Origin of the sequence: Neobacillus sp. SAB-20_R2A (genome assembly GCF_049568635.1) — a bacterium.
Lineage (GTDB): Bacteria > Bacillota > Bacilli > Bacillales > Cytobacillaceae > Neobacillus > Neobacillus citreus.
The window spans coordinates 4737550-4761961 of record NZ_CP145895.1 but is presented as its reverse complement, the minus strand read 5'-3'; the positions used below and the strand labels follow the sequence as shown (position 1 = coordinate 4761961).

Annotated in this window: 25 protein-coding genes and 1 other annotated feature (1 of these 26 cut by a window edge); of the genes, 13 read left to right on the top strand and 12 right to left on the bottom strand. The window is 40.7% G+C overall.

What is annotated here, in order from left to right; all coding sequences use genetic code 11:
• Positions 1 to 109, top strand: a binding site (T-box leader) (it extends 112 nt beyond the left edge of the window).
• A 41-nt stretch (positions 110 to 150) separates the two neighbouring features.
• Both leuS and V5M37_RS23375 read left to right on the top strand, forming a co-directional pair.
• The gene (leuS, locus tag V5M37_RS23380) at positions 151 to 2568 is read left to right on the top strand and encodes a leucine--tRNA ligase (RefSeq protein WP_423799351.1); all 2418 of its coding nucleotides are present in this window, start codon (positions 151 to 153) and stop codon (positions 2566 to 2568) included.
• 51 nt (positions 2569 to 2619) lie between these two features.
• On the top strand, positions 2620 to 2925 hold the full coding sequence (locus V5M37_RS23375) for a rhodanese-like domain-containing protein (RefSeq protein WP_423799350.1): 306 nt from the start codon (positions 2620 to 2622) through the stop codon (positions 2923 to 2925).
• A 493-nt stretch (positions 2926 to 3418) separates the two neighbouring features.
• On the opposite strand, the gene V5M37_RS23370 is transcribed toward V5M37_RS23375, so the two are convergent.
• Genes V5M37_RS23370 through V5M37_RS23360 form a run of 3 tightly spaced genes read right to left on the bottom strand, consistent with a single transcriptional unit; the run spans position 3419 to position 5239 of the window.
• A complete protein-coding gene (locus tag V5M37_RS23370; protein ID WP_423802676.1) occupies positions 3419 to 3943 on the bottom strand; it encodes a ferric reductase-like transmembrane domain-containing protein in 525 nt (174 codons plus the stop codon).
• Complete coding sequence (locus V5M37_RS23365) at positions 3936 to 4823, bottom strand: FAD:protein FMN transferase (protein WP_423799349.1); 888 nt, start codon at positions 4821 to 4823, stop codon at positions 3936 to 3938. The genes V5M37_RS23370 and V5M37_RS23365 overlap by 8 nt, the downstream gene beginning before the upstream one ends.
• Complete coding sequence (locus V5M37_RS23360) at positions 4823 to 5239, bottom strand: hypothetical protein (protein ID WP_423799348.1); 417 nt, start codon at positions 5237 to 5239, stop codon at positions 4823 to 4825. Before V5M37_RS23360 ends, V5M37_RS23365 begins: the two co-directional genes overlap by 1 nt.
• Before the next feature lie 145 nt (positions 5240 to 5384).
• On the opposite strand from V5M37_RS23360, the gene V5M37_RS23355 reads away from it, so the two are divergent.
• Positions 5385 to 5570 (top strand): sporulation protein Cse60, encoded by a 186-nt coding sequence (locus V5M37_RS23355; protein ID WP_213144558.1) that lies wholly within the window; start codon positions 5385 to 5387, stop codon positions 5568 to 5570.
• A gap of 9 nt (positions 5571 to 5579) precedes the next feature.
• Here the strand turns inward: V5M37_RS23355 and V5M37_RS23350 are convergent, their stop codons facing one another.
• Positions 5580 to 6854: an NAD(P)/FAD-dependent oxidoreductase gene (locus V5M37_RS23350; protein ID WP_423799347.1), complete on the bottom strand. Its 1275-nt coding sequence runs from the start codon at positions 6852 to 6854 to the stop codon at positions 5580 to 5582.
• Positions 6855 to 7048: 194 nt separating this feature from the next.
• Here V5M37_RS23350 and V5M37_RS23345 point away from each other — a divergent pair, with 194 nt between their 5' ends.
• Both V5M37_RS23345 and V5M37_RS23340 read left to right on the top strand, forming a co-directional pair.
• Positions 7049 to 8680 (top strand): putative polysaccharide biosynthesis protein, encoded by a 1632-nt coding sequence (locus tag V5M37_RS23345; RefSeq protein ID WP_423799346.1) that lies wholly within the window; start codon positions 7049 to 7051, stop codon positions 8678 to 8680.
• Positions 8670 to 9389, top strand: a complete 720-nt coding sequence (locus tag V5M37_RS23340; RefSeq protein WP_378584342.1) for a pseudouridine synthase — start codon at positions 8670 to 8672, stop codon at positions 9387 to 9389. The genes V5M37_RS23345 and V5M37_RS23340 overlap by 11 nt, the downstream gene beginning before the upstream one ends.
• A gap of 71 nt (positions 9390 to 9460) precedes the next feature.
• On the opposite strand, the gene V5M37_RS23335 is transcribed toward V5M37_RS23340, so the two are convergent.
• Together V5M37_RS23335 and V5M37_RS23330 are read right to left on the bottom strand one after the other, a co-directional pair.
• Positions 9461 to 9895 (bottom strand): Dps family protein, encoded by a 435-nt coding sequence (locus V5M37_RS23335; RefSeq protein ID WP_423799345.1) that lies wholly within the window; start codon positions 9893 to 9895, stop codon positions 9461 to 9463.
• 92 nt (positions 9896 to 9987) lie between these two features.
• Positions 9988 to 11244, bottom strand: a complete 1257-nt coding sequence (locus V5M37_RS23330) for a TolB family protein (RefSeq protein WP_423799344.1) — start codon at positions 11242 to 11244, stop codon at positions 9988 to 9990.
• 190 nt (positions 11245 to 11434) lie between these two features.
• Here V5M37_RS23330 and speD point away from each other — a divergent pair, with 190 nt between their 5' ends.
• On the top strand, positions 11435 to 12241 hold the full coding sequence (gene speD / locus V5M37_RS23325) for an adenosylmethionine decarboxylase (protein ID WP_423799343.1): 807 nt from the start codon (positions 11435 to 11437) through the stop codon (positions 12239 to 12241).
• Between the two features lie 89 nt (positions 12242 to 12330).
• On the opposite strand, the gene V5M37_RS23320 is transcribed toward speD, so the two are convergent.
• From V5M37_RS23320 to V5M37_RS23310, 3 genes are all read right to left on the bottom strand, one after another.
• Positions 12331 to 13701, bottom strand: a complete 1371-nt coding sequence (locus V5M37_RS23320; protein ID WP_423799342.1) for an amino acid permease — start codon at positions 13699 to 13701, stop codon at positions 12331 to 12333.
• A gap of 113 nt (positions 13702 to 13814) precedes the next feature.
• Positions 13815 to 14348: a hypothetical protein gene (locus V5M37_RS23315; protein WP_423799341.1), complete on the bottom strand. Its 534-nt coding sequence runs from the start codon at positions 14346 to 14348 to the stop codon at positions 13815 to 13817.
• A gap of 141 nt (positions 14349 to 14489) precedes the next feature.
• Positions 14490 to 14711, bottom strand: a complete 222-nt coding sequence (locus V5M37_RS23310) for a DeoR family transcriptional regulator (protein ID WP_173058944.1) — start codon at positions 14709 to 14711, stop codon at positions 14490 to 14492.
• Positions 14712 to 15146: 435 nt separating this feature from the next.
• On the opposite strand from V5M37_RS23310, the gene dat reads away from it, so the two are divergent.
• Positions 15147 to 16001: a D-amino-acid transaminase gene (gene dat / locus V5M37_RS23305; protein ID WP_423799340.1), complete on the top strand. Its 855-nt coding sequence runs from the start codon at positions 15147 to 15149 to the stop codon at positions 15999 to 16001.
• A 201-nt stretch (positions 16002 to 16202) separates the two neighbouring features.
• Here dat and cysK read toward each other — a convergent pair whose 3' ends face one another.
• Positions 16203 to 17132 carry a cysteine synthase A gene (gene cysK, locus V5M37_RS23300; RefSeq protein ID WP_423799339.1) on the bottom strand — a complete coding sequence of 310 codons (930 nt, stop codon included), beginning with the start codon at positions 17130 to 17132 and terminating at the stop codon, positions 16203 to 16205.
• A 147-nt stretch (positions 17133 to 17279) separates the two neighbouring features.
• Here cysK and thpR point away from each other — a divergent pair, with 147 nt between their 5' ends.
• The 4 genes from thpR to V5M37_RS23280 all read left to right on the top strand — a co-directional run bounded on the left by thpR (position 17280) and on the right by V5M37_RS23280 (position 21935).
• On the top strand, positions 17280 to 17849 hold the full coding sequence (gene thpR / locus V5M37_RS23295) for an RNA 2',3'-cyclic phosphodiesterase (protein WP_423799338.1): 570 nt from the start codon (positions 17280 to 17282) through the stop codon (positions 17847 to 17849).
• Between the two features lie 14 nt (positions 17850 to 17863).
• On the top strand, positions 17864 to 18847 hold the full coding sequence (locus V5M37_RS23290; RefSeq protein WP_423799337.1) for a diacylglycerol/lipid kinase family protein: 984 nt from the start codon (positions 17864 to 17866) through the stop codon (positions 18845 to 18847).
• Complete coding sequence (gene pulA, locus V5M37_RS23285) at positions 18834 to 20969, top strand: type I pullulanase (protein ID WP_423799336.1); 2136 nt, start codon at positions 18834 to 18836, stop codon at positions 20967 to 20969. The genes V5M37_RS23290 and pulA overlap by 14 nt, the downstream gene beginning before the upstream one ends.
• Positions 20970 to 21161: 192 nt before the next feature.
• Positions 21162 to 21935, top strand: a complete 774-nt coding sequence (locus tag V5M37_RS23280) for a phosphotransferase (protein ID WP_423799335.1) — start codon at positions 21162 to 21164, stop codon at positions 21933 to 21935.
• On the opposite strand, the gene V5M37_RS23275 is transcribed toward V5M37_RS23280, so the two are convergent.
• On the bottom strand, positions 21932 to 22210 hold the full coding sequence (locus V5M37_RS23275; RefSeq protein WP_423799334.1) for a YtzH-like family protein: 279 nt from the start codon (positions 22208 to 22210) through the stop codon (positions 21932 to 21934). The genes V5M37_RS23280 and V5M37_RS23275 overlap by 4 nt on opposite strands.
• Before the next feature lie 158 nt (positions 22211 to 22368).
• Between V5M37_RS23275 and trmB the strand changes: the two genes are divergently transcribed.
• Together trmB and V5M37_RS23265 are read left to right on the top strand one after the other, a co-directional pair.
• The gene (trmB, locus tag V5M37_RS23270; protein WP_423799333.1) at positions 22369 to 23028 is read left to right on the top strand and encodes a tRNA (guanosine(46)-N7)-methyltransferase TrmB; all 660 of its coding nucleotides are present in this window, start codon (positions 22369 to 22371) and stop codon (positions 23026 to 23028) included.
• Positions 23029 to 23100: 72 nt separating this feature from the next.
• Positions 23101 to 23940, top strand: a complete 840-nt coding sequence (locus V5M37_RS23265) for a YtnP family quorum-quenching lactonase (RefSeq protein ID WP_423799332.1) — start codon at positions 23101 to 23103, stop codon at positions 23938 to 23940.
• 46 nt (positions 23941 to 23986) lie between these two features.
• Here the strand turns inward: V5M37_RS23265 and V5M37_RS23260 are convergent, their stop codons facing one another.
• Positions 23987 to 24316 (bottom strand): PepSY domain-containing protein, encoded by a 330-nt coding sequence (locus V5M37_RS23260; RefSeq protein ID WP_423799331.1) that lies wholly within the window; start codon positions 24314 to 24316, stop codon positions 23987 to 23989.
• Positions 24317 to 24412: the final 96 nt, after the last annotated feature.

The window sequence follows — 24412 nt, the reverse complement described above, 5'->3', positions numbered from 1 at the left end:
ATGAAAAGTAATGTTTGCCGTTTTCCGCGTTAAGGATTAATGAAGCGAGTGCATTGCACTAATGTGGGTGGTACCGCGGGAAGATACATACAGTCCTCTCGTCCCTGTTGGGGATGAGAGGTTTTTTATTTTTTAAGGAGGATTACAGATATGAGTTTCGATCATCAACAAATCGAAAAGAAGTGGCAAAAGAAATGGGAAGAAGAAAAAACATTTAAAACAAGCGAAGATCCGGGCAAACGGAAATTCTACGCTTTAGATATGTTCCCATATCCGTCAGGGGCCGGACTGCATGTGGGGCATCCGGAAGGTTATACTGCAACGGATATCCTTTCACGGATGAAACGGATGCAGGGCTATAATGTTCTTCACCCAATGGGCTGGGATGCATTCGGGCTGCCTGCTGAACAATACGCTCTAGATACAGGCAATGACCCTGCTGAATTTACTGCGAAAAACATTGACACATTTCGCAGACAAATTAAATCTCTTGGTTTTTCCTATGACTGGGATCGCGAAGTCAATACGACTGACCCTGAGTACTACAAATGGACACAATGGATTTTCTTGAAGCTATGGGAAAAAGGCCTCGCCTATGTTGATGAAGTACCGGTCAACTGGTGTCCAGCGCTTGGAACTGTTTTAGCCAACGAAGAAGTCATTGATGGAAAAAGTGAACGCGGGGGCCATCCGGTTGAACGCCGTCCAATGAGACAGTGGATTTTAAAAATTACGGCTTATGCCGATCGTCTACTTGAAGATCTAGAAGAACTGGACTGGCCGGAAAGCTTGAAGGAAATGCAGCGGAACTGGATTGGCCGTTCCGAGGGTGCGGAAGTGACATTTCAAATCGATGGACACAATGAAACCTTCACGGTATTTACGACCCGCCCTGATACATTATTTGGTGCTACTTATGCCGTGCTTGCTCCAGAGCATGCTTTGGTGGATAAAATTACAACAGCTGAGCAGCGGGAGGCGGTTGACGCTTATTTAGATAAAGTAAAATCAAAGAGTGACCTCGAGCGTACAGACCTTGCAAAAGAAAAAAATGGGGTGTTCACTGGAGCATACGCCATCAATCCTGCAAATGGTGAGAAAATGCCAATTTGGATTGCCGACTATGTATTAGTCAGCTATGGTACTGGAGCAATTATGGCCGTTCCTGCACACGATGAACGCGACTATGAATTTGCGAGAAAATTTGAACTGCCAATTAAGGAAGTTGTTGCCGGCGGCGATGTCGAGAAAGAAGCCTATACCGGCGATGGCGAACACGTCAATTCCGATTTCTTAAATGGTCTAAACAAAGTAGATGCGATTAAAAAAATGATTTCCTGGCTTGAGGAAAAGGGTATTGGTACGAAGAAGGTAACATTCCGTCTCCGCGACTGGCTGTTTAGCCGCCAGCGTTATTGGGGTGAACCGATTCCAATTATTCAATGGGAAGACGGCACCATGACAGCCGTACCTGAAGAAGAGCTTCCATTAATGCTGCCAAAAACAACCGAAATCAGACCGTCCGGGACAGGTGAATCACCGCTAGCCAATATTAAGGATTGGGTAAATGTGGTTGACCCTGTTACAGGCAAAAAGGGCCGCCGTGAAACCAACACGATGCCGCAGTGGGCTGGCAGCTGCTGGTACTTCTTGCGCTATATTGATCCGAACAATAAGGAAGCTTTAGCTTCACCGGAAAAATTAAAGCAATGGCTTCCAGTTGATATTTATGTTGGCGGTGCCGAGCATGCCGTACTTCATTTGCTATATTCACGTTTCTGGCATAAATTCTTGTATGATATCGGCGTTGTGTCTACCAAGGAACCATTCCAAAAGCTGTTTAACCAAGGAATGATTCTTGGTGAAAACAATGAGAAAATGAGTAAATCAAAAGGCAACGTCGTCAATCCGGATGACATCGTCAATACCCACGGTGCAGATACGCTGCGCCTATACGAAATGTTTATGGGACCGCTTGATGCTTCAATCGCTTGGTCCACAAACGGCTTAGATGGATCCCGCCGCTTCCTCGACCGTATCTGGCGTTTGCTGGTGGAGGAAAACGGTGAATTGAATCCAAAAATTCAGCCGAACGAAGAAGCTTCCAATCTGGAAAAAGCCTACCATCAAACCGTAAAGAAAGTAACTGAGGATTACGAAGGAATGCGCTTCAACACTGCCATTTCTCAGATGATGGTATTCATTAATGAAGCTTATAAAGCAACTGTTCTTCCAAAGCATTTCATCGAAGGCTTTGTTAAGCTTCTTTCACCAGTGGCACCGCATATCGCTGAGGAACTTTGGGAAAAACTAGGGCATAATGATACAATTTCCTATGAAGCTTGGCCTGCATATGATGAAGCAAAGCTAGTCGATAACGAAGTTGAAATCGTGATTCAGGTCAACGGCAAAGTAAAAGCGAAGCTATTGGTTCCGACTGATGCAAGTAAAGAAGCACTTGAAGGAATTGCAATGGATGATGACCGGGTTAAGGAACAAATCGAAGGGAAAACTGTTCGCAAAGTGATCACTGTTCCAGGAAAACTTGTAAACATTGTCGCTAACTAATATTATAGGAGGCTGTCCTTGGGGCAGCCTCTTTTGAAGGGGATGGATAAAATGGAAGAAATCAAAACAATCACTACTGAGGAATTGAAAAAGAAGCTTGAAGCAGGAGAAAAACCTGAAATGGTGGATGTCAGGGAAGACCACGAGGTTGCTATGGGCATGATTCCAGGTGCCATGCATATCAAAATGGGCGATATCCCGGTTCATCTCGATTATTTTGATAAAGACAAAGAATATATATTTATCTGCCGTTCCAGCGGCCGCAGCGGTAATGTCTGCCATTACCTGCAGGAGCAAGGATATAAGGTTCGCAACATGGTGGGCGGCATGCTTGAGTGGACGGGTGAAACAGAATAACCGATTCCAATTTTAACAGGTTTACTTGTGAGGTGCAAAACGGTAAATCACAACCCTAACCACAAATCACATAATTTTTCACAACACAAATCACAGTATATTGCACAGTCCATAAGGCTTTGAGATGAAAATATCTCTAAGCCTTATTTTTATTTATCTGACAAAAGCAACCGTAAGTTGTACAAGTTTATTAGACAGAGTTTGATAAATAAGAGGAGAAATTTCCCTTAATTAGCAAATAAGATTAAGAATAACTTAAATAGGCGTAGAAATTTCCCCTATTGACTCAAAAAACTTCAGTATTGGGGATTTTGCTTTGTTTAAGCGAAAAACCTTCCCTTATTTACGCCGGAATGAGCCCTATTCTCCATTTAGCGGAAAAATCTTCGCTTATTTTATTATCACTAGTTACTCAATTAAGGATAAGACTTCTTATGTCTCAAAAAAATCACCTCTAAAGTAAACCCGTTATTCGAATTTGGAATCGGTTTTTTTATAAGTGTGAAGCATCAAGTTCCTTTTTCCCCTTTAATAGCAAAATCCCCAAAAACATAAATGGAAGAAGGTTTACAGCTGCTACAATAATCCCTTGAAAATCTGAACCCATCATAAGTCCATGCATGGTTGTAAAAATATATAGAATAGGGTTTAAAGCATGTACTTTCCGGAAAGCCTGATAGCCGATTGCTTTCCGGACCTTTGATGTTACTATGGTTAAAATCAAGAAGTAGAGGGCAAGTATGCCTAGTGCCATTGGGATTGGCTGATAGTCTGTTTGAAATGGAATCAGCACTTCGAACCACTGAAATGACATATACTGATCAATAAGTGTAATGACGACATGTCCTAAAGTAAGGATAAAAGCCCAGTTCGACAACGACTCATGCCAGATTAAAGGTACAGCAATTTTTTGTTTTCGTTTTTTTTGTACTTGTGTGTAAAGACCAATCATGACAGACAAGTAAAGCAATACATAGGCAATAATTCCTGTCGTACGTATTAGGTACCACTCAAACATTTCCAAATAAATTTCCTCCTTTCCAGATGCCGCAGTTTTGATTGATTAAAACGGCTCCAAGTCCTTTTTCCAAAACCTTTCCCGGTCCGTCCTTTTCCCCAATTAAAAGGATGATTTTAGCCCAAACATCCGCTTCTATAGCAGTCGGGGCGGTGATAGTGGCGGAAATAATGGAACTTTCGGATGAATGACCTGTTCTCGTATCAATTAAATGGTGCTTTAATTCTCCATTTACAAACCACTTTCGCTTTGCCGAAGTGGATGTGGCAACAGCCCCTGCCTGAACCTGAACTGATGAAATCATATTCGATAGATTCATTGGATGTTCAATCCCGATGTTAAGCGGTCGGGGCAGTGTTCCAAAAATTCGCATGTCGCCCCCAACATTGATGAATCCATAGCCATATTTTTCGAGCATTTCAGCGGCACAGTCAATCACCCATCCCTTGGCAATGCCGCCAAGGTCGATTTTCGTGTGCAGCGTAACTGCCTGCCGGCCCCGGTTTAACTTAAATGGCTGGGATGTTACCCCAACAGCATCTAGAGGCAGGTCCATATTTTGACCTCTGACAAATTCAATAGATTGATTATATCCACTTGTTTCAAGAGCAGATAAAATTCCTGGATTGAAGATTCCGTTTGACTCCCAGAAAAATTTATCCGCTTCCGTTAAAATCGAAAACATTTCATGTGAGACAATGGCCTCCTTTTCAATTTGCCTGTTTAAAAGGGACAACTCACTATCGCTTCTAAAGCGGCTGCAGGTTTTTTCAATTAATTCAAACAGCTGATAGATTAAGCTCAAATCATGGTTAGAAATTTCATAGCTAAAGGCAATTTTAACGGTAGTACTCATCGAGTTAAATTGATAGTAAAACATCAGGTGCCACCTGTCGTCGTGTCAAAGCTCCCATGATGTCCAAATCCAGAGTCGCTATTTGAAAATTGATTTTGCCCGTTGTCATCTTGAGAGAACCCACTGCTGGAGTCAAAGGAGCCATTATCTCCGTTTGTTTGTCCGGAATAATCCCCGCCAAAATGGTCATGGCCATGCCGGAATCCAAAGCTTCCTTGCCCATCTTGGGATTGGGAGCCAAAGCTGTCCTCTCCCTGCCCAGATTGGGTTCCAAATTGCTGTGGCTGGTTTCCAGACCCATTCTGCTGCAGCAAGGCAGCCCCCTGATTCGCGGTAAATGAATTGCCGCCGTTGGAAAATCCTAGATATGACATCATTCCTGCTACTAATGCTATACTCCCAAAGCTAACTCCCCAGGAGATCTTTTGTTTTTTATCCAAGTGAATCTCTCCTTTCTGAACTAACAACCTACAAAAAGAAGTGTATAGGCTTAACCTTAACTTCATCTTAATTTTTAGCGGAAGTTAATTTTTAAAATTTTGAAAAAATGGTCATAATGATAGAAAAAAAGAAAGGGAGAGCCCAATGATTCAGGTAAAGCTGTTTGACCGCGAGCATGAGAAGGATTTGGAGAAAGAAATGAATAGCTTTTTAAGAGGTTTGGATGATAAGAGTCTCTTGGATATTAAATATAATGTTGCGGCATTTCAGGAAGATGAGGAGGAAGATCAGATTTATTGTTTTTCGGCGATGATTATTTACCGGGCCTGATATAAAGAATCAGGCCCATTGTTTTTTGGCAGAGAGGGCAGCGTTGGTCCCTGCTAGTCTCCCGGTCACAAGTGCAGAGGTAATATTATATCCACCTGTATATCCGTGGATATCAAGGATTTCTCCGCAAAAATATAAACCATCCATAAGTTTCGATCCCATTGTTTTTGGGTCTATTTGTTTGACAGAGACCCCGCCGCCGGTGACAAATGCCTTTTCGATTGAGAGCGTTCCATTCACTTTAAATTCGAACTGCTTACAGTTCTTAGCGAAACTGCGGATTTTTTCATGCGCAATCGTTCCGCCCTGTGCCGAAGTATCAATCTCGTTTTGTTCGAGCAGAAATAACAGGTACCGTTCAGGCAATAGTCCTTTAAACGTATTTTTGATGCTTTTTTTCGGTTCGGCTTTTACAAGCTTCATCATCTCTTGAAAAATCTCTTCCTCGTTGCGGTCAGGGAGAGCATCAAGACTCATTGTTACCTGTGTTAAATTCCACTTTTTCATCGCCTTGACAATAAACTGGCTGCAGCGCAGAACGGCCGGCCCGCTGATTCCGAAATGGGTAAAAATCATGTCCATGCGGTGGGAAATCAAGGGTTTCCCTTTTGGGTTCAATACACTTAATTCAATATCCCGGAGTGACAAACCTTGAAGAGTTTTATTTTTAATAAAAGACTCAGCGGAAGTTACTGGCACTTCGGTAGGGAACAAATCTGTAATATTATGGCCAGCTTTCTCTGCCCAGGCATAGCCATCCCCGGTTGACCCTGTATGCGGAACGGATTTGCCCCCGACTGCAATTACAACCGATTTCGCGGCAATCGTTTGTCCGTCCCTTAACAGGACTCCCGCGGTTTGTCCGTTTTCATATAAGACCTCGGCGACAGCGCAATTTTTAAAAATTTTGACCTGTAATTTTTCTAATTGAGATAACAGTGCATCGACGACTGATTGGGCTTTGTCTGTTACCGGAAACATCCGCCCATGGTCTTCTTCCTTTAAGGTAATTCCCAACCCTTCAAAGAAACCAATGATATCTTCATTATTAAATATCGAAAAGGCACTATATAAAAACTTGCCGTTTCCGGGAATATGCTTAATAATTTCTTCAACAGGCAGGCGGTTTGTGACATTGCAGCGGCCGCCTCCGGAAATGGCCAGCTTTCGGCCAAGCTTGTCCCCTTTATCAATTAACAGCACCTTAGCGCCTTTTTCCCCTGCGGCGATGGCTGCCATTAGTCCGGATGGCCCGCCGCCTATGACTATACAATCAAATTCCATATATACACCAACTTAAAATATATTCACTTCATTATAAGCATAACATAAGGAAAATAAACGACTTTTCATAAATTTGCTTTGGTTGTGAGTAGCATCGAGGGAGAAGAAGTTGTAAACTATCAATAGTGTGCAAAAAAAGTCGAATTTTTTTCTAAACGAATGCGCACGTATTTCTGCAAGCAGGAAGGGATTCTATGCAATCTAAGCTATTAAGAGGAACCTTTATATTAACGGTTGGAACGATTCTTTCAAAAATTCTCGGACTTATTTATGTTATTCCATTCTTTCAAATAGTTGGCCGGGAAGGGACAGTTCTTTACCAATTTTCGTATGTCCCATATACCATTTTTATCAGTATTGCAACGGCAGGAGTTCCGCTGGCTGTTTCTAAATTTATTTCCAAATATAATGCACTCGAAGAGTATGCGGTTGGCAGGAAGCTGTTTAAATCCGGCTTAGTGATCATGCTGGCAACTGGTTTTGCCGCCTTCTTGGTAATGTATATTGCTGCACCCGTTTTAGCGGAAATGAGTATAGGTGATGAAAAAGCAAATATAGGAAATGTTACCACTGTCATGCGAGCAGTCAGCTTTGCCTTAATAGTGGTTCCATTTATGAGTCTCATTAGAGGCTATTTTCAGGGCCATCAATCAATGGGGCCTTCGGCTCTTTCTCAGGTAATCGAACAAATCGTCAGGATTACCTTTACGCTTTTGGGAGCCTATATCGTCCTTCAAGTTTTTCATGGAAAAATGGTTACCGCCGTCAGTGTTGCAACCTTTGCCGCCTTTACCGGGGCTATCGGAGGCTTGCTCGTTTTATTTTGGTATTGGTATAAACGAAAGCCATATTTGGACGAACTTCTAACCCATGACAAAGGCACAATAGATATATCACTAAAGGAAATTTACAAGGAAATCTTTATTTCTGCTTTCCCGTTTGTGCTGGTTGGAATTGCTAATCCATTGTTTCAAGCAATTGATCAATTTACCTTTACGAAGGCCATGGCTGCCATCGGAAAGGCAAAAGTGGCGGAAGATTATTTTTCTATTTTGAATTTTGAATCGCATAAAATCGTCATTATCCCTGTTTCGTTAGCTATAGGCTTTTCTTTAGCGCTTGTCCCAAGCATCACAAAGGCGTTTGTGGAGGGGAATGGAAAAAGTTTAAATCATCAGTTGAACCAAACCTTTCAAGTGCTTTTGTTTTTGACGTTGCCGGCAGCAATCGGGCTTTCTTTGCTGGCTGAGCCTGTCTATACGGCGTTTTATGAACATAATTTATTGGGCGCGGGAGTTTTAAGCACATATGCTCCTGTTGCGATATTGTTTTCGCTTTACTCTGTAACAGCCGCAATCCTGCAGGGAATCAATGAACAGCGTTTTACGATATTGAGTTTGCTTGTCGGCTTATTAATCAAATTAACCTTAAATATACCCCTGATTGAGCTGATGGAAATAAAAGGGGCGGTGTTGGCAACGACACTTGGCTACACAGCCTCCATAATCATTAATATCATTATCATTAAGAAATTTGCCAAATATCCGTTCCGGCTGGTTTGGCGGAGAAGCTTATTGATTGCCATTTTTGCCGGACTGATGTGGGTTGGCACAGAGGTTGTTTATCGATTTTTATTGTTATTTTTATCACCGGAATCAAAGCTTCAATCTGTGGCCATTATTTTAATAAGTGCAGGGGTTGGCGCTGGTATTTATTTTTACCTTGGAGTAAAAACGGGTCTGGCCCGCCGCTTATTTGGAAATAGAGTAGACCGTTTACTATCCAAATTAAAATTATTTGGAAGGAGAAAAGCTGTTGAGAATTGATAAAATGCTTGCCAACCTTGGCTTTGGCAGCCGTAAGGAAGTTAAACAGCTTCTGAAAAATGGTGCTGTTAAAGTAGATGATGTTGTCATCAAGGATGCCAAGCAGCATGTGGATCCAAATACACAAACCGTGACATTAAACGGGGAAGTGATTGAATACAAAGAATTTATCTATTTAATGATGAACAAGCCTCCAGGAGTAATTTCTGCAACAGAGGATAACGTAGATGAAACCGTCATTGATTTACTGGAGATGGAGGATCAGGTGTATGAACCGTTTCCTGTCGGCCGCCTCGACAAGGACACAGAGGGCTTGCTGTTGATTACGAATGATGGTCAATTGGCGCATCGACTTCTATCACCGAAAAAGCATGTTCCGAAAACCTATTTTGCTGTTATTGATCGTGAAGTAACAGAGGACGATGTGAAAGCCTTCGCAAAAGGTGTTGTCCTAGATGATGGCTATTTGACCAAGCCTGGTGAGCTGAAAATCATAAAATCCGGTATCCGCTCAGATATCGAGCTGACTATTACCGAAGGGAAATTTCATCAAGTGAAAAGAATGTTCGAAGCTGTGGGCAAAAGAGTCGTCTATTTACAGCGGATATCGATGGGACCATTGCAGCTGGATGAAACGCTCGAACTCGGAGAATATCGGGAATTGTCAGATGAAGAACTAGAGTTATTAAAAAATTATCAAATAACATGAAAAAAAGCAGCCTGAAATTCGGACTGCTTTTTTGATGCAAGGGGACGGTTCTTATGCATCAAAATATGTGATTAAGCACCTAAAAAGGCTTTTAACATCCAGTTATGTTTCTCAAGTTTGCCTTTCAGTCCCAAGAACATGTCGCTGGTTACTTCGTCATTGTTTTGTTCAGCTGTTTCCATTCCAGCTTGTAATTCAGCGATGATTTGTGTGAAGTCCTTTACAATGGACTGGACCATTTCCTCAGCCTTCAAAGTATCTGTAGTTTCCTTGATTGTTGCGATTTCCAAATATTCCTTCAAGGTTGAGACTGGGCTGCCGCCGATGGTAAGTAATTGCTCAGCAAATTCATCAATGGTTGCTGCGGCTTCCTCATATAATTCCTCAAATTTAGCATGTAATGTAAAGAAGTGAGGTCCCTTTACATACCAGTGAAAACGGTGAAGCTTTGTATATAATACATTCCAGTTTGCAATTTGTTGGTTAAGAACTTTCTCTAGTGTCATTTAGCATTCCTCCTATTTTTCTATCTATTTAAATTATAACATATATAATATTATAATCAATATTAAATTATAATAATTATAAAAAAGGATATTCACTCAAAAAAATCATAGCCCACGACGTTTTGGATCCATACCTTTGCGTTTTTACCATCAGGGTCTGAAATCCATAAGTCTCTTGTTGTCATGGCTATATCCTGATATCGCAGCCAAGTTATTTTACCAGCTGCTGGAAGATATATGGGATCGTAATCTCCATAGTCCTTTGGCGGAAAGGTAATTTGTTTCTGTAATGAATCGCCGATTTTTATAAAAAATAACGATGGGTCAGGCCGCTGTTTTGGGTTATTTGACCATTCACTTTCTTTTACCCTTGAGACAAAAAGAGAATGGTCATCCTTCCAAGAGAAGCCTAATTCTGCAAAATGGGCTGGTGTCAGGCTGGTGGTTTGAAAGGCAGGCAGGTCCGTGACCTTCATATCTTTGTTCGTAAAGCCGGAGACAATTCTCCCGCCTCCCGCGATATATCCAATCCGATTTTGCTGAAACGCCCATTTGGGTGCCCCCACTTCCCAAATAATTTCGTCTAAAACTTCAAACGTTTGCCCATCAGACGAGATAACACAAACCAAATTGCTGTCCATTGACCAAGAGGCAGTAGGGCTAACCATAAAGGAAATCCATTTTCCATCAGGAGAAAATTTAAAATCGGTCGCATCAATTGCTAACAAACTGACGTCCCCTTTTTTCAATTCACTGGGAATCGTATAAAACTTGTTCACATTCTTAGTGAGGCTAGTGATTTTGTCTAAATTCCTTTCAAGCCCAATCTTGTAGAGAATAGGATTGGTCCATCCATCAGGCCTTAGGGAAGCCCCCGAGCTTGTGATGAAAGACCGTCCATCCGGAAACCAATTGTAGTCTCCCACACCAAGGGCAATATTATAAAAAGATTCAAGATTCGAGACATTTAAGACACCGCCGCTTTTAAACGCAACAAGGTTTTCCACGGGGGACCATTTCGGATTAGATCCATCTAGAGTTATTCTTTTATGTTTTTTCGTTTCTAGATTGTATACCCAAATCTCCGTCTGGAATTCTACATTGGGGCTAAGCTTCTCTTTAGGTTCGACTTGATACACAATCCATTTGCCATCATGGGACCAATGGGGTGGATATGGATATTTTGCCGGCTCTTTTGTAATTTTTTCTTCCTTACCATTTATCTTTGTCCAGAGGAACCCATCCCTTACAAAGGCAACCATCACCTTGTTGCTGCTTCTTGGCTCTGCTCTCGTAAGGTTCGGCATTAGTAATAGGAATATCAATACTATTAAAAACCTTTTTTTCATTTCTTCACCTCATTGTCAATCCTTCAATTATTTTCCTCCGAAATTTGAAAAAAATTAAGGTTTTCTTCAAAAAAATAAAACAGTGGCAACACTCTGCACCTGTTTCTAAATGATAATTCCCATAAAAATGACGATTAATGGGTAAATTAATATTATTTATAAGCGAAAAAGGTCTTTAGGGGGAAGTGAAATGAAATTAACACATCAACAACGTATCGAATTACACGGCTTTAATAACTTGACGAAATCATTAAGTTTTAATATGTATGATATTTGTTTTACAAGAACGAGAGAAGAGAGGGAAGCATATTTAAAATATATCGATGAGCAATACAGTGCAGAGCGGTTAACTAGGATATTAAAGGATGTAGCAGACATTATAGGAGCACATGTATTAAACATCGCCAGTCAGGATTTCGAGCCTGCGGGAGCAAGTGTCACTATCTTAGTATCGGAAGGACCGGTTGAAAATGCACCGTCTGAAATCTTTGAGGAATCACCTGGTCCGTTGATGGAATCTGTAGTCCTCCAATTAGATAAAAGTCACATTACCGTTCATACATACCCTGAATATCATCCTGACGAGGGAATCAGCACATTTCGAGCAGACATAGATGTTTCTACATGCGGAGAGATTTCGCCTCTTAAGGCGCTCCATTATTTAATCCGTTCCTTTGAAACGGACGTGATGACAATTGATTATCGTGTTCGAGGCTTTACGCGTGATAAGGATGGATATAAGCTGTTCATTGATCATGAAATTAGCTCCATCCAAAACTATATTCCTGAGGACGTCGGTGAAATGTTTGATATGATTGACGTGAATGTCTATCAAGAGAACATTTTTCACACCAAATGTAAGTTGAGGGAATTTGACCTTAATCATTATTTATTTGGCTATACAAAAGATAGATTGTCACCTGATGAGGTTATTGAAATAACAGAGAGAATTAAGTTTGAAATGGACGAAATCTTTTATGGGAAAAATATTATCTAAAACGGAAAAACGGTCACGTAGAAAGTCATAAAAAGAAAAAGCGCAGCCCCAATTGAGTCGCCATTCAACGACCCTTTTGGGGCTGCCTTTTAAAATGTGCTAGATGGCTTTATGTTTAGATTAGTTCCTTTGTTTTGTGTAAAAAATGAAAGGATAACTAATACTCCAACAGTAATTACACAAACACTTGACCCAATTAAATTGTTAGGGTTAAGCAAAAACATAATAAAGATGGTGCTTAAGGAAATAACAGCGAAAATGGTAGTGTACGGGAACCATTTTACTAGAAATCTCGGTTTTTCGTTATAATATGGGCGGAGCTTTAATTGCGCAAGGCAAATACTAATCCAAATTAACATGATTGTAAATCCGGGGATGGTCATTAGATAACTGATGACCTGGCTGGGGGTTAAATAGGCAAGATAAACCCCCGCTGCAATAAAAACACTTGTAATGGAGATCCCTGCAATAGGAATTCCGTTTGCAGATGTCTTGGCTAGTCCTTTCGGTGCTACACCACTTTGGGCCATTGAAAACAGTGTCCTTGAAGTTGCATAAATGCCAGAATTGGCAGCAGACAAAACAGCTGTTAACAATACAAAATTCATGATGTGGGCCGCACCCGGCAGTCCGGCGCTGCTGAATACCTGAACGAAGGGGCTATCCTCGCCGGTTACCTTATTCCAAGGCATAATTCCGCAAATAACAAGGATTGGAAAAATGTAAAAAATGATTACACGGAAAATGGCACCTTTAATAATTTGCGGCAGAACACGCTCACTGTCTTTCGTTTCTGTAACGGCAACTCCAATTAGCTCTGCGCCTCCATATGAAAACATAACAACCAAAAAGGCGCTCATGATGCCGCCAATACCATTAGGGAAAAATCCACCGTTTCCTGTATAATTTGATACCGGGTCATGTACGGTGCTTGGAATAAATCCAAATATTAGTAACGCTCCTAATATAATAAAAGCCACTAAGGCAAGGATTTTGATTCCGGCAAACCAAAATTCAAGTTCACCATAATATTTTACTTGAAAAAGATTGATCCCAACTATTACCGCTGCGCATATAAAACTTAGTAGCCATAGCGGGGCAGTCGGAAACCAAAATTGCAAGAAGCTTCCTGCGGCCAGGAGTTCCACGATGGTGACGAGAATCCAGTTAATCCAATAAAGCCAACCGACGATAAAGGAAAAGCGGAATCCAAAGGCTTTATGGACAAGATGCTGGACGTTGTAATTGGGGTTTGCTAGCGCCATCTCTCCCAATGCCGCCATAACGATAAACAATAACAGTCCGCCGATTAAATAGGTGATAATGACACTCGGACCGGCAATATGCAACGTATCTGAGCTTCCTTTAAAAATACCTGTTCCAATCATTCCTGCTAATGCCATAAACTGTACATGTCTCGGCAATAGCCCTTTTTTTAAATCCTGTTGACCTTTTTTCACAATAATCCGACCTACTTTTTCTTTTTTACTTAAACGCTTTTAAGTGCTAAAGTATTTTATACTAATATACCATTTTTTCTTCGTTTGTCAAAGAAAATATTATACTAGTAATATTAATTTGCGACGATTCTAAGCCGATTATGTTCATTTACTCTAATATCCCATGAGGAATGTGAGAGATGAAATTTTTCATTAATAGATTTCCGGTTTTTTCTCATCCACCTGACGGCAAATTGGTTTGCGTCTTTTTCAACCCATTGTTGGCTGTAGGGTCCTGAATTTAATGAATATGAGTGAAACTGCTGTTTATTAAGGGAAAACTGCTGATGGTGACGGATTTCATGAAATAAACAATAGGCACCATGGAGTTTGACTAAATGCTTATCTTTATAAGGTAAATTAAAAAGGTAAATAAATATTATATTATGTTTAAAGTTAAAAGTTGAAAAAACTCCTTTTTGAATAATAGATTTTAATAGACTGTAGCGTTCAAACAGGCTGGCGTGAGCACCTATTAATGAAACTACAGATTGGCAATTTTCGAAAAGATAAATATCAGGAAGAAGTTCTAAATTATTTGGCAATAGATTAAGAAGGAATTTCACATCTCCTTCAGTCAGAATAGAAGAGTCGCTATAAATAGTCATGATAAATTCCGCCTTTTAGATTGTTTACCTATTTATAATATTCTGCCAAAAGGGGTGATTCCCTTGTTAAACAAAACAAAACAGCACAGGTAAATTTTCCCTGTGCTGTTTTTATGTTCAAATGAAATTTTAGTTGATAATTTAAGATGACATCTTCACTTTCTTTTCTGTTGTTGTCCATTTTCCGCGGCTTGGGCTGATTACCAAGTCATTGTAGGCTAAGACATTTAAATCTCGTTGTATGGTGCGAGGAGTGATACCAAATTCCTCTACAAGTTCCTGCGTTGTTACAGTGCCGTTATTGCGGATAAACATGTAGATACATTTGATGCGGTTTAACATCCGGTTAGTTGAAGGTTTCAAAGAACCACTCCCTATCCTTTTTTCAAACCTATGGCTTAATCCCTCTACCGACAGCCTCTTTGAAGAAGATTCTTCAACATATGTAGTTTTCTTTTCCGCGCAGACATCTCCTTTTTTGGAATCATTGAAGTGGTACTTAGATGTCATACATCTAACCATATTGTACCCATAATTTCAGAAAATTTCTACCACAATAGTAAAGTTTACGTAAAAATGCATACAAGGTTTCAAATTTTTGAGATTTTCTGCCTCCTTTTTTATTTTTATACTATAAGGTATGGGGATACATGTTTGGATTATGATAATTTTTTGAATTTTTAGTAAAAATAACTCTGTTTAAACTTTAAATAAAGGTAAACAGAATGTCCGTGACTACGTTTTTTACGAAAATATTGGTAAAATAGTATTAAAAGCAGACAAAAAGGAGTATTGGATATGAATTTTGTCATTTTAAACGGTACGATGATAGACCGATCAGAAGCTATGGTCGACATTGAAGACCGCGGCTATCAATTTGGTGATGGAGTATATGAGGTCATTCGCGTCTATAACGGAAAAATGTTTACCATTAATGAGCATTTGGATCGCTTTGTAAAAAGTTCAGAAAGTATTGGCATAACGCTACCATACTCTACAGAACAATTATCAGAAATGTTGGAGGAATTGGTTGGTAAGAATAAGCTGCATACCGGCATCGTTTATATGCAGGTTACTAGGGGTGTTGCGCCTCGTAATCATTCTTTTCCGGCAAAAGAAGTGGTACCGGCCCTGACGGCCTATACGAAGGAGCTTCCTAGGCCGGCTGCGAATTTGAAAAATGGTGTGAAAACGATACTTACAGAGGATATCCGCTGGCTTCGCTGTGACATAAAAAGCTTAAATTTGCTCGGCAGTATCCTTGCCAAACAACAGGCCGCTGAGAAGGGCTGCTTTGAAGCAATCCTGCATCGTGGACAGGATGTGACCGAAGGAAGCTCTACTAATATTTTTATTGTGAAAAATGGCGTGGTCATCACGCATCAATCGGATAACTTGATTTTAAAAGGGATTACCAAGGACGTTGTTTTACAGGTCTGTGCTGCCAACAATATCTCGGTTAAGGAGCGGACATTTACGCTGGATGAATTGGCTGCTGCTGATGAAGTGTTCTTATCAAGTACAACAGGTGAGGTTATGCCAATCATTGAAGTTGCGGGCAAAAAGGTTAGAAACGGGGGTCCCGGCCCGTTAACAAGCAGATTACAGGATTTATTTACTCAAGAAATTGAAAAACAATGCGGATCGTTATAAGGGAAAAGACGTGGATTAGGGTCCACGTCTTTTTATATTAGAGAATAATCGGCTTTCGAGAGTAAATTTTATTTATCCGAGAGTAAACTGAGCGTATTCGAGAGTAAACCGGGCGTATCCGAGAGTAAATCAGGTTTATGCGAGAGTAAACCAAACTTATCCGAGAATAAACCAGGTTGTCCAATCATGAGGCCCTATGGATTAAAACTGAAACAAATCACTCGATAAATACCGTTCTCCTGTATCACAGGCGATGCAGATAACGATTTCATCAGGAGATAAACGCTTGGCAACCTGTAGAGCGGCAAAGCAAGCTCCGCCTGATGACGGGCCTACGAGTATTCCTTCCTCCGTCGCTAATCTACGCGCAATATCGTAGGCATCTTCATCGCTAATTTGATGAATTTCATCATAAACATCCTGATTCAGAATCTCCGGAATAAATCCCGGGCTTGTTCCGACAAGCTTGTGCTTTCCGGGTTTGCCCCCTGATAGAACAGGTGATCCCTTTGGTTCGACGACGTGGACGGTTATATTCGCATAATGCTCCTTTAACACTTCACCAGTCCCGGTAATTGTACCACCTGTTCCCGCTGTTGCAACAAACGCTCCAAGCGGCTTGCCAATTTCTTTAACAGCCTCGACAATCTCCAAAGCCGTGGAAGTCCGATGTGCATTGGGATTTGCTTCATTTTCAAACTGCATTGGAATAAAACTGTTTGGTATTTCAGCGGCAAGTTCCTGCGCCTTCCTAATGGCACCTGGCATTTTTTCATCTCCTGGGGTAAGCACAACCTCAGCCCCGTAAGCTTTTAAGATATTAATGCGTTCCTGGGTCATTGTATCAGGCATGATAATAATGGCTTTATATCCGCGGGCCGCTGCATTCATGGCTAGCCCGATTCCTGTGTTGCCGCTTGTCGGCTCAATGATTGTTGCGCCGGGAGTTAGCTTTCCTGCCTTCTCTGCTTCTGCAATCATATTAAAAGCAGCTCGGTCCTTTACACTTTTACTTGGATTAAAATATTCCAGCTTCAAATAAACTGAGGCCCCGTCTCTAGGAGCAATCCGATTGAGTTTGACTAAAGGTGTTTCTCCAATTAAATCTGCAATATTACTGACAACTTTCACTATTGGGACCTACCTTTCCTTTACTTCTACTTTCTATAATAAATAAAAATAATTTCAATGTAAAAAATATCGGATAATCTTTGTTGCAAAATAGATATAATGAGAAGAAAAAATACTAAAATGGAAATAAAGGAATGAAAAAAGCCGGTGGAACATCAAACTCATTTTTTCTATGCTATAAGAATTCCTGAAGAAACGAAAGGAATTCTAAAAAATCATATCGAACAATTAAGGACAGCGCTTCCTTTCCAGCGCTGGGTGCACCATCTGGACCTGCACATCACATTGGCGTTCCTTGGGTCTGCACCAGCTGAAAAGCTTGAAGCTTCCGTAAACAATGTCAAATCAGCCATAAAATCTGAACAAGCATTTACACTTAAAATTAATGACCTGGGGATATTCGGTGCGAAGGATTCACCGCGAGTGTTTTGGGCGGACACAGAAGAAAGCCCCGAGTTGCAAGCCCTTCGGAAAAAGGTATTCCAAGCATGCGAGGGAGCAGGATTTGCACTCGAAAAGAGGCCGTTTCGCCCACATATCACAATGGCAAGAAAATGGCGTGGAGACGTTCCCTTCCAAAATGAGCAGCTCACAATTTGGGAAGAGCTTCAGCCCGAACCGCTCCCATTTCTAGCTGGAGAAGTGGTGTTATATCAAACCCATCTTAATCAAACGCCGAAATATGAAGCCATTAAACTTTTTCCTTTACAAACATAAAAAAGGTTGGTTATATGAAAGAATTATACTTTGTGATAAATCCTAAAGCCGGCAATGGCCATTGTTATAAAATTTGGAGAAAAATTGAGCTGGAGTTGAAGGCAGAGGAAATTTCTTATTTGGCTTTTTTTACGGAGTATTCTGGACATGCTAGAAAACTGGCTGCGCAAATTGCGGTCCAGAATAACCATTCTAAAATCGTCGTCGCCGTCGGAGGTGACGGGACACTTCATGAAGTGGTGAATGGAATCATTAACCATCCAACTATTACGTTAGGATTTATACCGGGCGGATCAGGAAATGATTTTTCTAGAGGATTTCAAATTCCATCGGACCCAGCTGCCGCCCTAAAAGTGATGCTCCGTCTGATGAAAAGTGATGCTCCATTGCTGGATGCTGGGAAAATTACGATGCAGGACAAGTCCGAACAATATTTTATTAATAATATGGGAGCCGGATTTGATGCATTGATAGCATATCAGGTCAATCATTCGCGGGTAAAAGCCCTGCTAAACAAATTCTCTTTGGGCCGTCTGGTTTATGTTTACTTTCTTCTGAAAGAACTATTTTGTTATAAAACTTCAACAATTGATTTATCAATTGACGGTAAAGAGCATAAATTTAAACAAACATGGTTTGTGACTGTCTCCAACCAGCCTTACTATGGGGGCGGAATGAAAATTGCACCTGCTGCTGAACCGCAGGATGGTTTACTTGATATTACAGTGGTTCATGAGTTATCAAGATTGAAGCTTTTAATTGTTTTTATCAGTGTTTTTTGGGGGAAGCATATTTATTTCAAAGAGGTAAAATCATTTCAAGGAAGAGCAATAACAATTCGTTCAGATGTGAAGCTCTATGTTCATGGAGACGGGGAGCATGCTGGACATATTCCATTAAAGGCAGAGATTATTCCAAAAGCCTTACAAGTGTTAACGCGAATGCGCTATGAGGACGAAGTTGATTTGAAAGAGAGGGACTCGAATGGAATCCACTAAAAGGATCTTTCAGGCCTATTTGGATGAAATAACTATTATTACGATACTTCTTCCCCTTTCCTACCACAATGGCCAGTCATCTTCATTTTCTTTAATCTGCGGTGCGGAAAAGAGTCCTTTGAACATCATCGATAAAATTCCTATAGAAAATTATCTGAAATACACTTGCCGGTTAGCTGATGAGATTTGTTTTGGCAAAGAATATGTGATTGCTGATGACCATGGCGGCAGGACGGACCTTCAAATAGGGGCAGTTATTCGGACAGAAGCGTTTGATAATAAGTTTCTTTATGAAGGAAATGACTTGGGGGTAACGTATCAACGTAATAGGTCCCAAATTAAATTATGGGCTCCGACTGCCACGCAAGTGAAATTAAAATTGCGCCACCCCGCCACCCAGTATGCGGAAATCATAAAAATGAAGCTTGGGGATCGAGGCGTATGGTGTTTAGATATTAACCGCGACTTAGAATTGTATCAATATAGCTTCCTGGTACAGGTTAACAAAACATGGCGGGAAGCGGTGGATCCGTATGCTAAGGCGGTATCAGCCAATGGGGAGCATGGAGTTATTGTTAGTTTAGAGAAAACAGCACGGCCAAAGGTAGAACTGCCGCCGATGACCAGTCCAGTAGAGGCAATCATTTATGAAGCCCATGTCCGCGACTTTACGATTCATCCGGAAAGCGGTGTGAAAAATAAAGGACTATATCTTGGTGCTGGTGAACTAAATACCAAAGGTGTGGATGGAGAACCCACAGGCCTATCCTATGTAAAGGGATTGGGCATTACCCATCTTGAACTCCTTCCTTTCCACGATTTTGCAGGAGTCGATGAATGGAATCCAAACAAAGAGTATAACTGGGGTTATAACCCGCTCCATTTTAATGCTCCGGAAGGCAGCTATTCCACCAATCCCTCTGACCCGTATTCCCGGATATCCGAATTAAAAGATCTAATTGACCAAATTCACCGAGTCGGCCTCAGGGTCATTATGGATGTTGTTTATAATCATGTCTATATCCGTGAAGAATCCTCTTTTGAAAAAATTGTTCCCGGTTACTACTTCCGGCATAACGAAATAGGCCTTCCTGCCAATGGAACAGGTGTGGGAAATGACATTGCCTCAGAGAGGAAAATGGTCCGAAAATTTATTGTTGACTCCATCCGCTACTGGCTGGAGGAATATCATATTGACGGTTTCCGCTTTGATTTAATGGGAATCCTGGATATTGAAACAATGAACGAGGTCAGAAAGGTATGTGATAGCCTGTCAAAGGGTATTATCATCCTCGGTGAGGGCTGGAACTTAAATACACCGCTTCCTTTTCAGAAAAAGGCAATTATCGCCAATCAGGCAAAGCTGCCCGATATTGCCCAGTTTAATGACCAGTTTCGCGATACCATCAAGGGGAGTACCTTTAATATATTGGATAAAGGATATGCTTTAGGGAATAAACAATATCTCGAGGCGGCCTTTGAAATGATTACTGGAAGTATTGGGTTGAGGACCAAAGGGGCAGGAATCTTTAATGAACCAGTCCAATCCATCAATTATGTGGAATGCCATGATAATCATACCCTATGGGATAAGCTGCAATCTTGTCTGCCGGATGTCGATGATGCTGTTAAAATGAGGTATCATCGTCTTGCGACAGGGATCGTTCTTCTCGCGCAGGGAATTCCTTTCCTTCACAGCGGTCAGGAATTTTTTCGAACAAAACAAGGTGAAGGTAACAGCTACCGATCTCCAGATTCCATAAACCAACTGGATTGGAATCGCAAAAGTCAATTTAAAGAAAATGTGGATTATATAAAAGGGCTTATTCAAATCAGAAAAGAATACCCTTGTTTCCGGTTTAGAACCGCAGCAGAAATTCGCAATCAAGTAAGCAGGTTGCCACTTCCATCGCCAATTTTGGGATGCTCTTTTCAACAGGGAGATTCTGTCGTTATTTTAATCACTAATCCTTCCTTAACTTCTCATAAGGTTAATATTCCAAACGGAGAATGGAGCATTTTAGCCGACAAAGATTCTGCCTGTATTTTTGCAAAAAAAGTTTTTCAAGGCGCAGAAATTCAGGTAGAACCTATATCGTTAAATGTTTTAGTGAAAAAATAGTTTTCCAGGATTACTTGACGAAAAATAGCAATAGGAGATAAAATTTATTATGATGGCTATTGTATGCTATTATTCAATAGCTTTTTTTTATTAATAAAACAATTCGTAAAACCTTCGCACGTCTTGGTTTTACTTCTGATTTAGATGAGGGCCCCAACCTCAAAGAACGGCATAAGTTGAAGGTGAACAGTTTTGGAACATATATTAGGACAAGAGTGGGAAATTATTCCTGCCGGCGGGGCCACCGGAGAGGCCTTTTATGCGAGGCATGAAGACCAACGGCTTTTTTTGAAGCGAAATTCGTCTCCATTCCTTGCAGTACTTTCGGCAGAGGGAATTGTCCCAAAGCTTGTTTGGACAAAACGATTGGAAAATGGAGATGTCATTACAGCCCAGCAATGGCTTGAAGGTAGGGAACTGAAATCGACGGAAATGAATCAAGAGGTTGTTGCCAAACTTCTAAAGAAAATTCATCGTTCTGAGCCTATGCTTGGAATGCTGAGCAGACTGGAAAAATCACCATTGCAGCCTGAAACAATCTTTCAATCGGTGGTCTCTGGATTGGATGAAGAGCTATTTATCCTTCCGGAAGTTCAAGAAACACTCAGCTTTTTAAAAAAAGAGGCGAAAAACGTTTATTGTGAGGAAAAGGTCGTTTGCCACGGTGACGTCAATCATAATAACTGGCTTTGGACTGATGACAATCAGTTGTACCTCATTGATTGGGATGGGGCGATGATTGCGGACCCTGCCATTGACTTAGGAATGCTCCTTTATTGGTACATTCCTGAAGAAAATTGGCAGGATTGGCTGAAAATGTACGGGGAAAACTTAACCGATGATTTGAAACTTAGAATGCAATGGTATGTGGCATTGCAGACCCTATCTTCGATCCAATTTTATAAAAATAAACATCGTATGGATGAGATGAATAAGTGGATTCAATTCTTAAGGGACATACTTTAAGAAAATTGCCCAATATCATCTACCCATTGTGACAGGTTTTCTTGATGGGCTGTAATATGCCCGTCTAAATCTGCGGTTTGCGCTCCTGCCTGGCTGTAATGGTAAACTTCCTGTAAGATAGATTTGACATTTTGATCAACCTGAGTGTTTACCATCAAGGATTTGATTAATCGTTCCAATTGTTCACATTCGGCAACGGACCCGCAGCAATCTGTTTGATGATTGCTTAATATATCTTTGAGCAAGGTTACTTGGTCATGATGACTTAATGGCATAAAAAGCACACCCTTTCAAGTGGGAATGAAAAAAGAATTCACAGTTAGGTTGTGAATTCTTTTTTTATTTATTCACACCAGCATCACGGTTTTACTTGCAAGACAAAAATGAGCATGCTATGTATTAAACGATAATATTTTTTAGGAGTGGCAAATAAATGAGACTCAGAAATAAGCCTTGGGCAAAGGATAAAATAGAGGAGTATCCGCAATATGCAGTCCCAAATCCGGAATTAAACAAAGGAAAATGGGATGAAGTGTTTGGAAATAACAACCCGCTTCATATAGAAGTTGGCACTGGCAAAGGGCGGTTCATAACTGAAATGGCTAAAGCCCATCCGGACATTAATTATATGGGAATTGAGCTATATGACAGCGTGATTGTGGCGGCTTTGGATCGCTTGATTGAAGCGGAATTGCCTAATGTAAAGCTTCTTAATGTCAATGCTGCGGAATTAGAAAAATACTTCGCCAAGAATGATGTGGATCGGGTTTATTTGAATTTCTCCGACCCATGGCCAAAGACCCGTCATGAAAAAAGAAGATTAACCTACAAGGATTTTCTTAAATCCTATGAGAATATCCTCGTCGATGGCGGAGAGATTCATTTCAAAACGGATAATCAAGGTCTGTTTGAGTATTCCTTAATGAGTTTTTCTGAATATGGTTTGTTATTAAAGTTCCTTAGCCTAGATCTTCACAAAAGTGATTTTGAAGGAAATATCATGACCGAGTATGAACAGAAATTTTCCGAAATGGGCAATCTGATTTACCGTTGTGAAGTGAAATATACTAACGATTCCAAGGGGCAGTCTTAAAAAGACTGTCCTCTTTTAATTTTCATACAATTCCGGTAATGGTAAACTATAGAAAAGGGAAGGAGAGGAAACATGCAATCATTAAAAATTGGTACTGTTACTTTGACTTGGGTTTCAGGAGGGGTTACGAATTTGGATGGCGGGGCCATGTTTGGTGTGGTCCCAAAACCGTTATGGTCAAGAAAATACCCGGCGAATGAGAATAACCAAATTGAATTGCCAACAGATCCAATCTTAATTCAATTTGAAGGAAAAAATCTGCTGGTGGAGTCGGGGCTTGGCAGCGGCAAGTTGACTGAAAAGCAATTAAGGAACTTTGGCGTCACAAAGGAATCCGAACTTGAAGCCTCTTTAGAAAAAATAGGCCTAACTCCGAAAGACATCGATTATGTGTTAATGACCCATCTTCACTTTGATCATGCAGGCGGTTTGACTAAGCTTGTCAACGGGGAGTATGTATCAACATTTCCGAATGCCCAGATCATTGCTTCGAAGATTGAATGGGATGAAATGAGACAACCCAATATTCGTTCAAAAAATACATACTGGAAGGAAAATTGGGAGGCGGTGCAAACGCAGGTTGTTACCTTTGAGGAGACGTGGAGCTTTGGGCCAATTCAAATGTTTCACACCGGAGGGCACAGCAACGGGCATTCGATCCTTATCATTGAGGATGGAGGCGAAACAGCCATTCACATGGCTGACTTAATGGCTACCCACGCCCATCAAAATGCTCTATGGGTAATGGCCTATGATGATTATCCAATGGACTCCATCCGGGCGAAGGAAAAATGGCTTCCATATGCACTCGAGAAAAATGCCTGGTTTACCTTTTACCATGATGCATTTTACCGGGCTGTTAAGTGGGGACCGGATCATAAAATAGCGGAAAGCATTAAAAGGGAAGTTTAAAGCTTAATGAAAAATAGCCGTATCATTAAGATGCGGCTATTTTTCATTAAGACACCAAGTTTTCAGATAGCTTTCGGATATCCAAAATCGTTCCGGTTAAGGCATCGGCGATAAATTCATATTGTTCGTTGTTTCCATCATTATTTTTTGAGATACCGCCCTTATAAACTTGATATTGCACCTGATGCTGTTCATAAGGCTCCACTTTCATATGTATCCAGGACCCATTGATTGGTCCGTTTTGTTTAAATTGTTCCTTCACATGCTCTAACACCTTTTCAGGTGAGACCTTGGTTTTTTGAGAAATAATCTGTTTCGCCGCATATCCCCCAACCATACCAACCGATACTCCGATTAAAAAAGACTTCCAGTTCATCACAAAGCCCCCTTTTCTTCAAAAAAATGCCAGAAATTTTTCTCCTTTCAGTATATCGTATTTTAAAATAAGAAGATAATAATACCTATAGAAAAA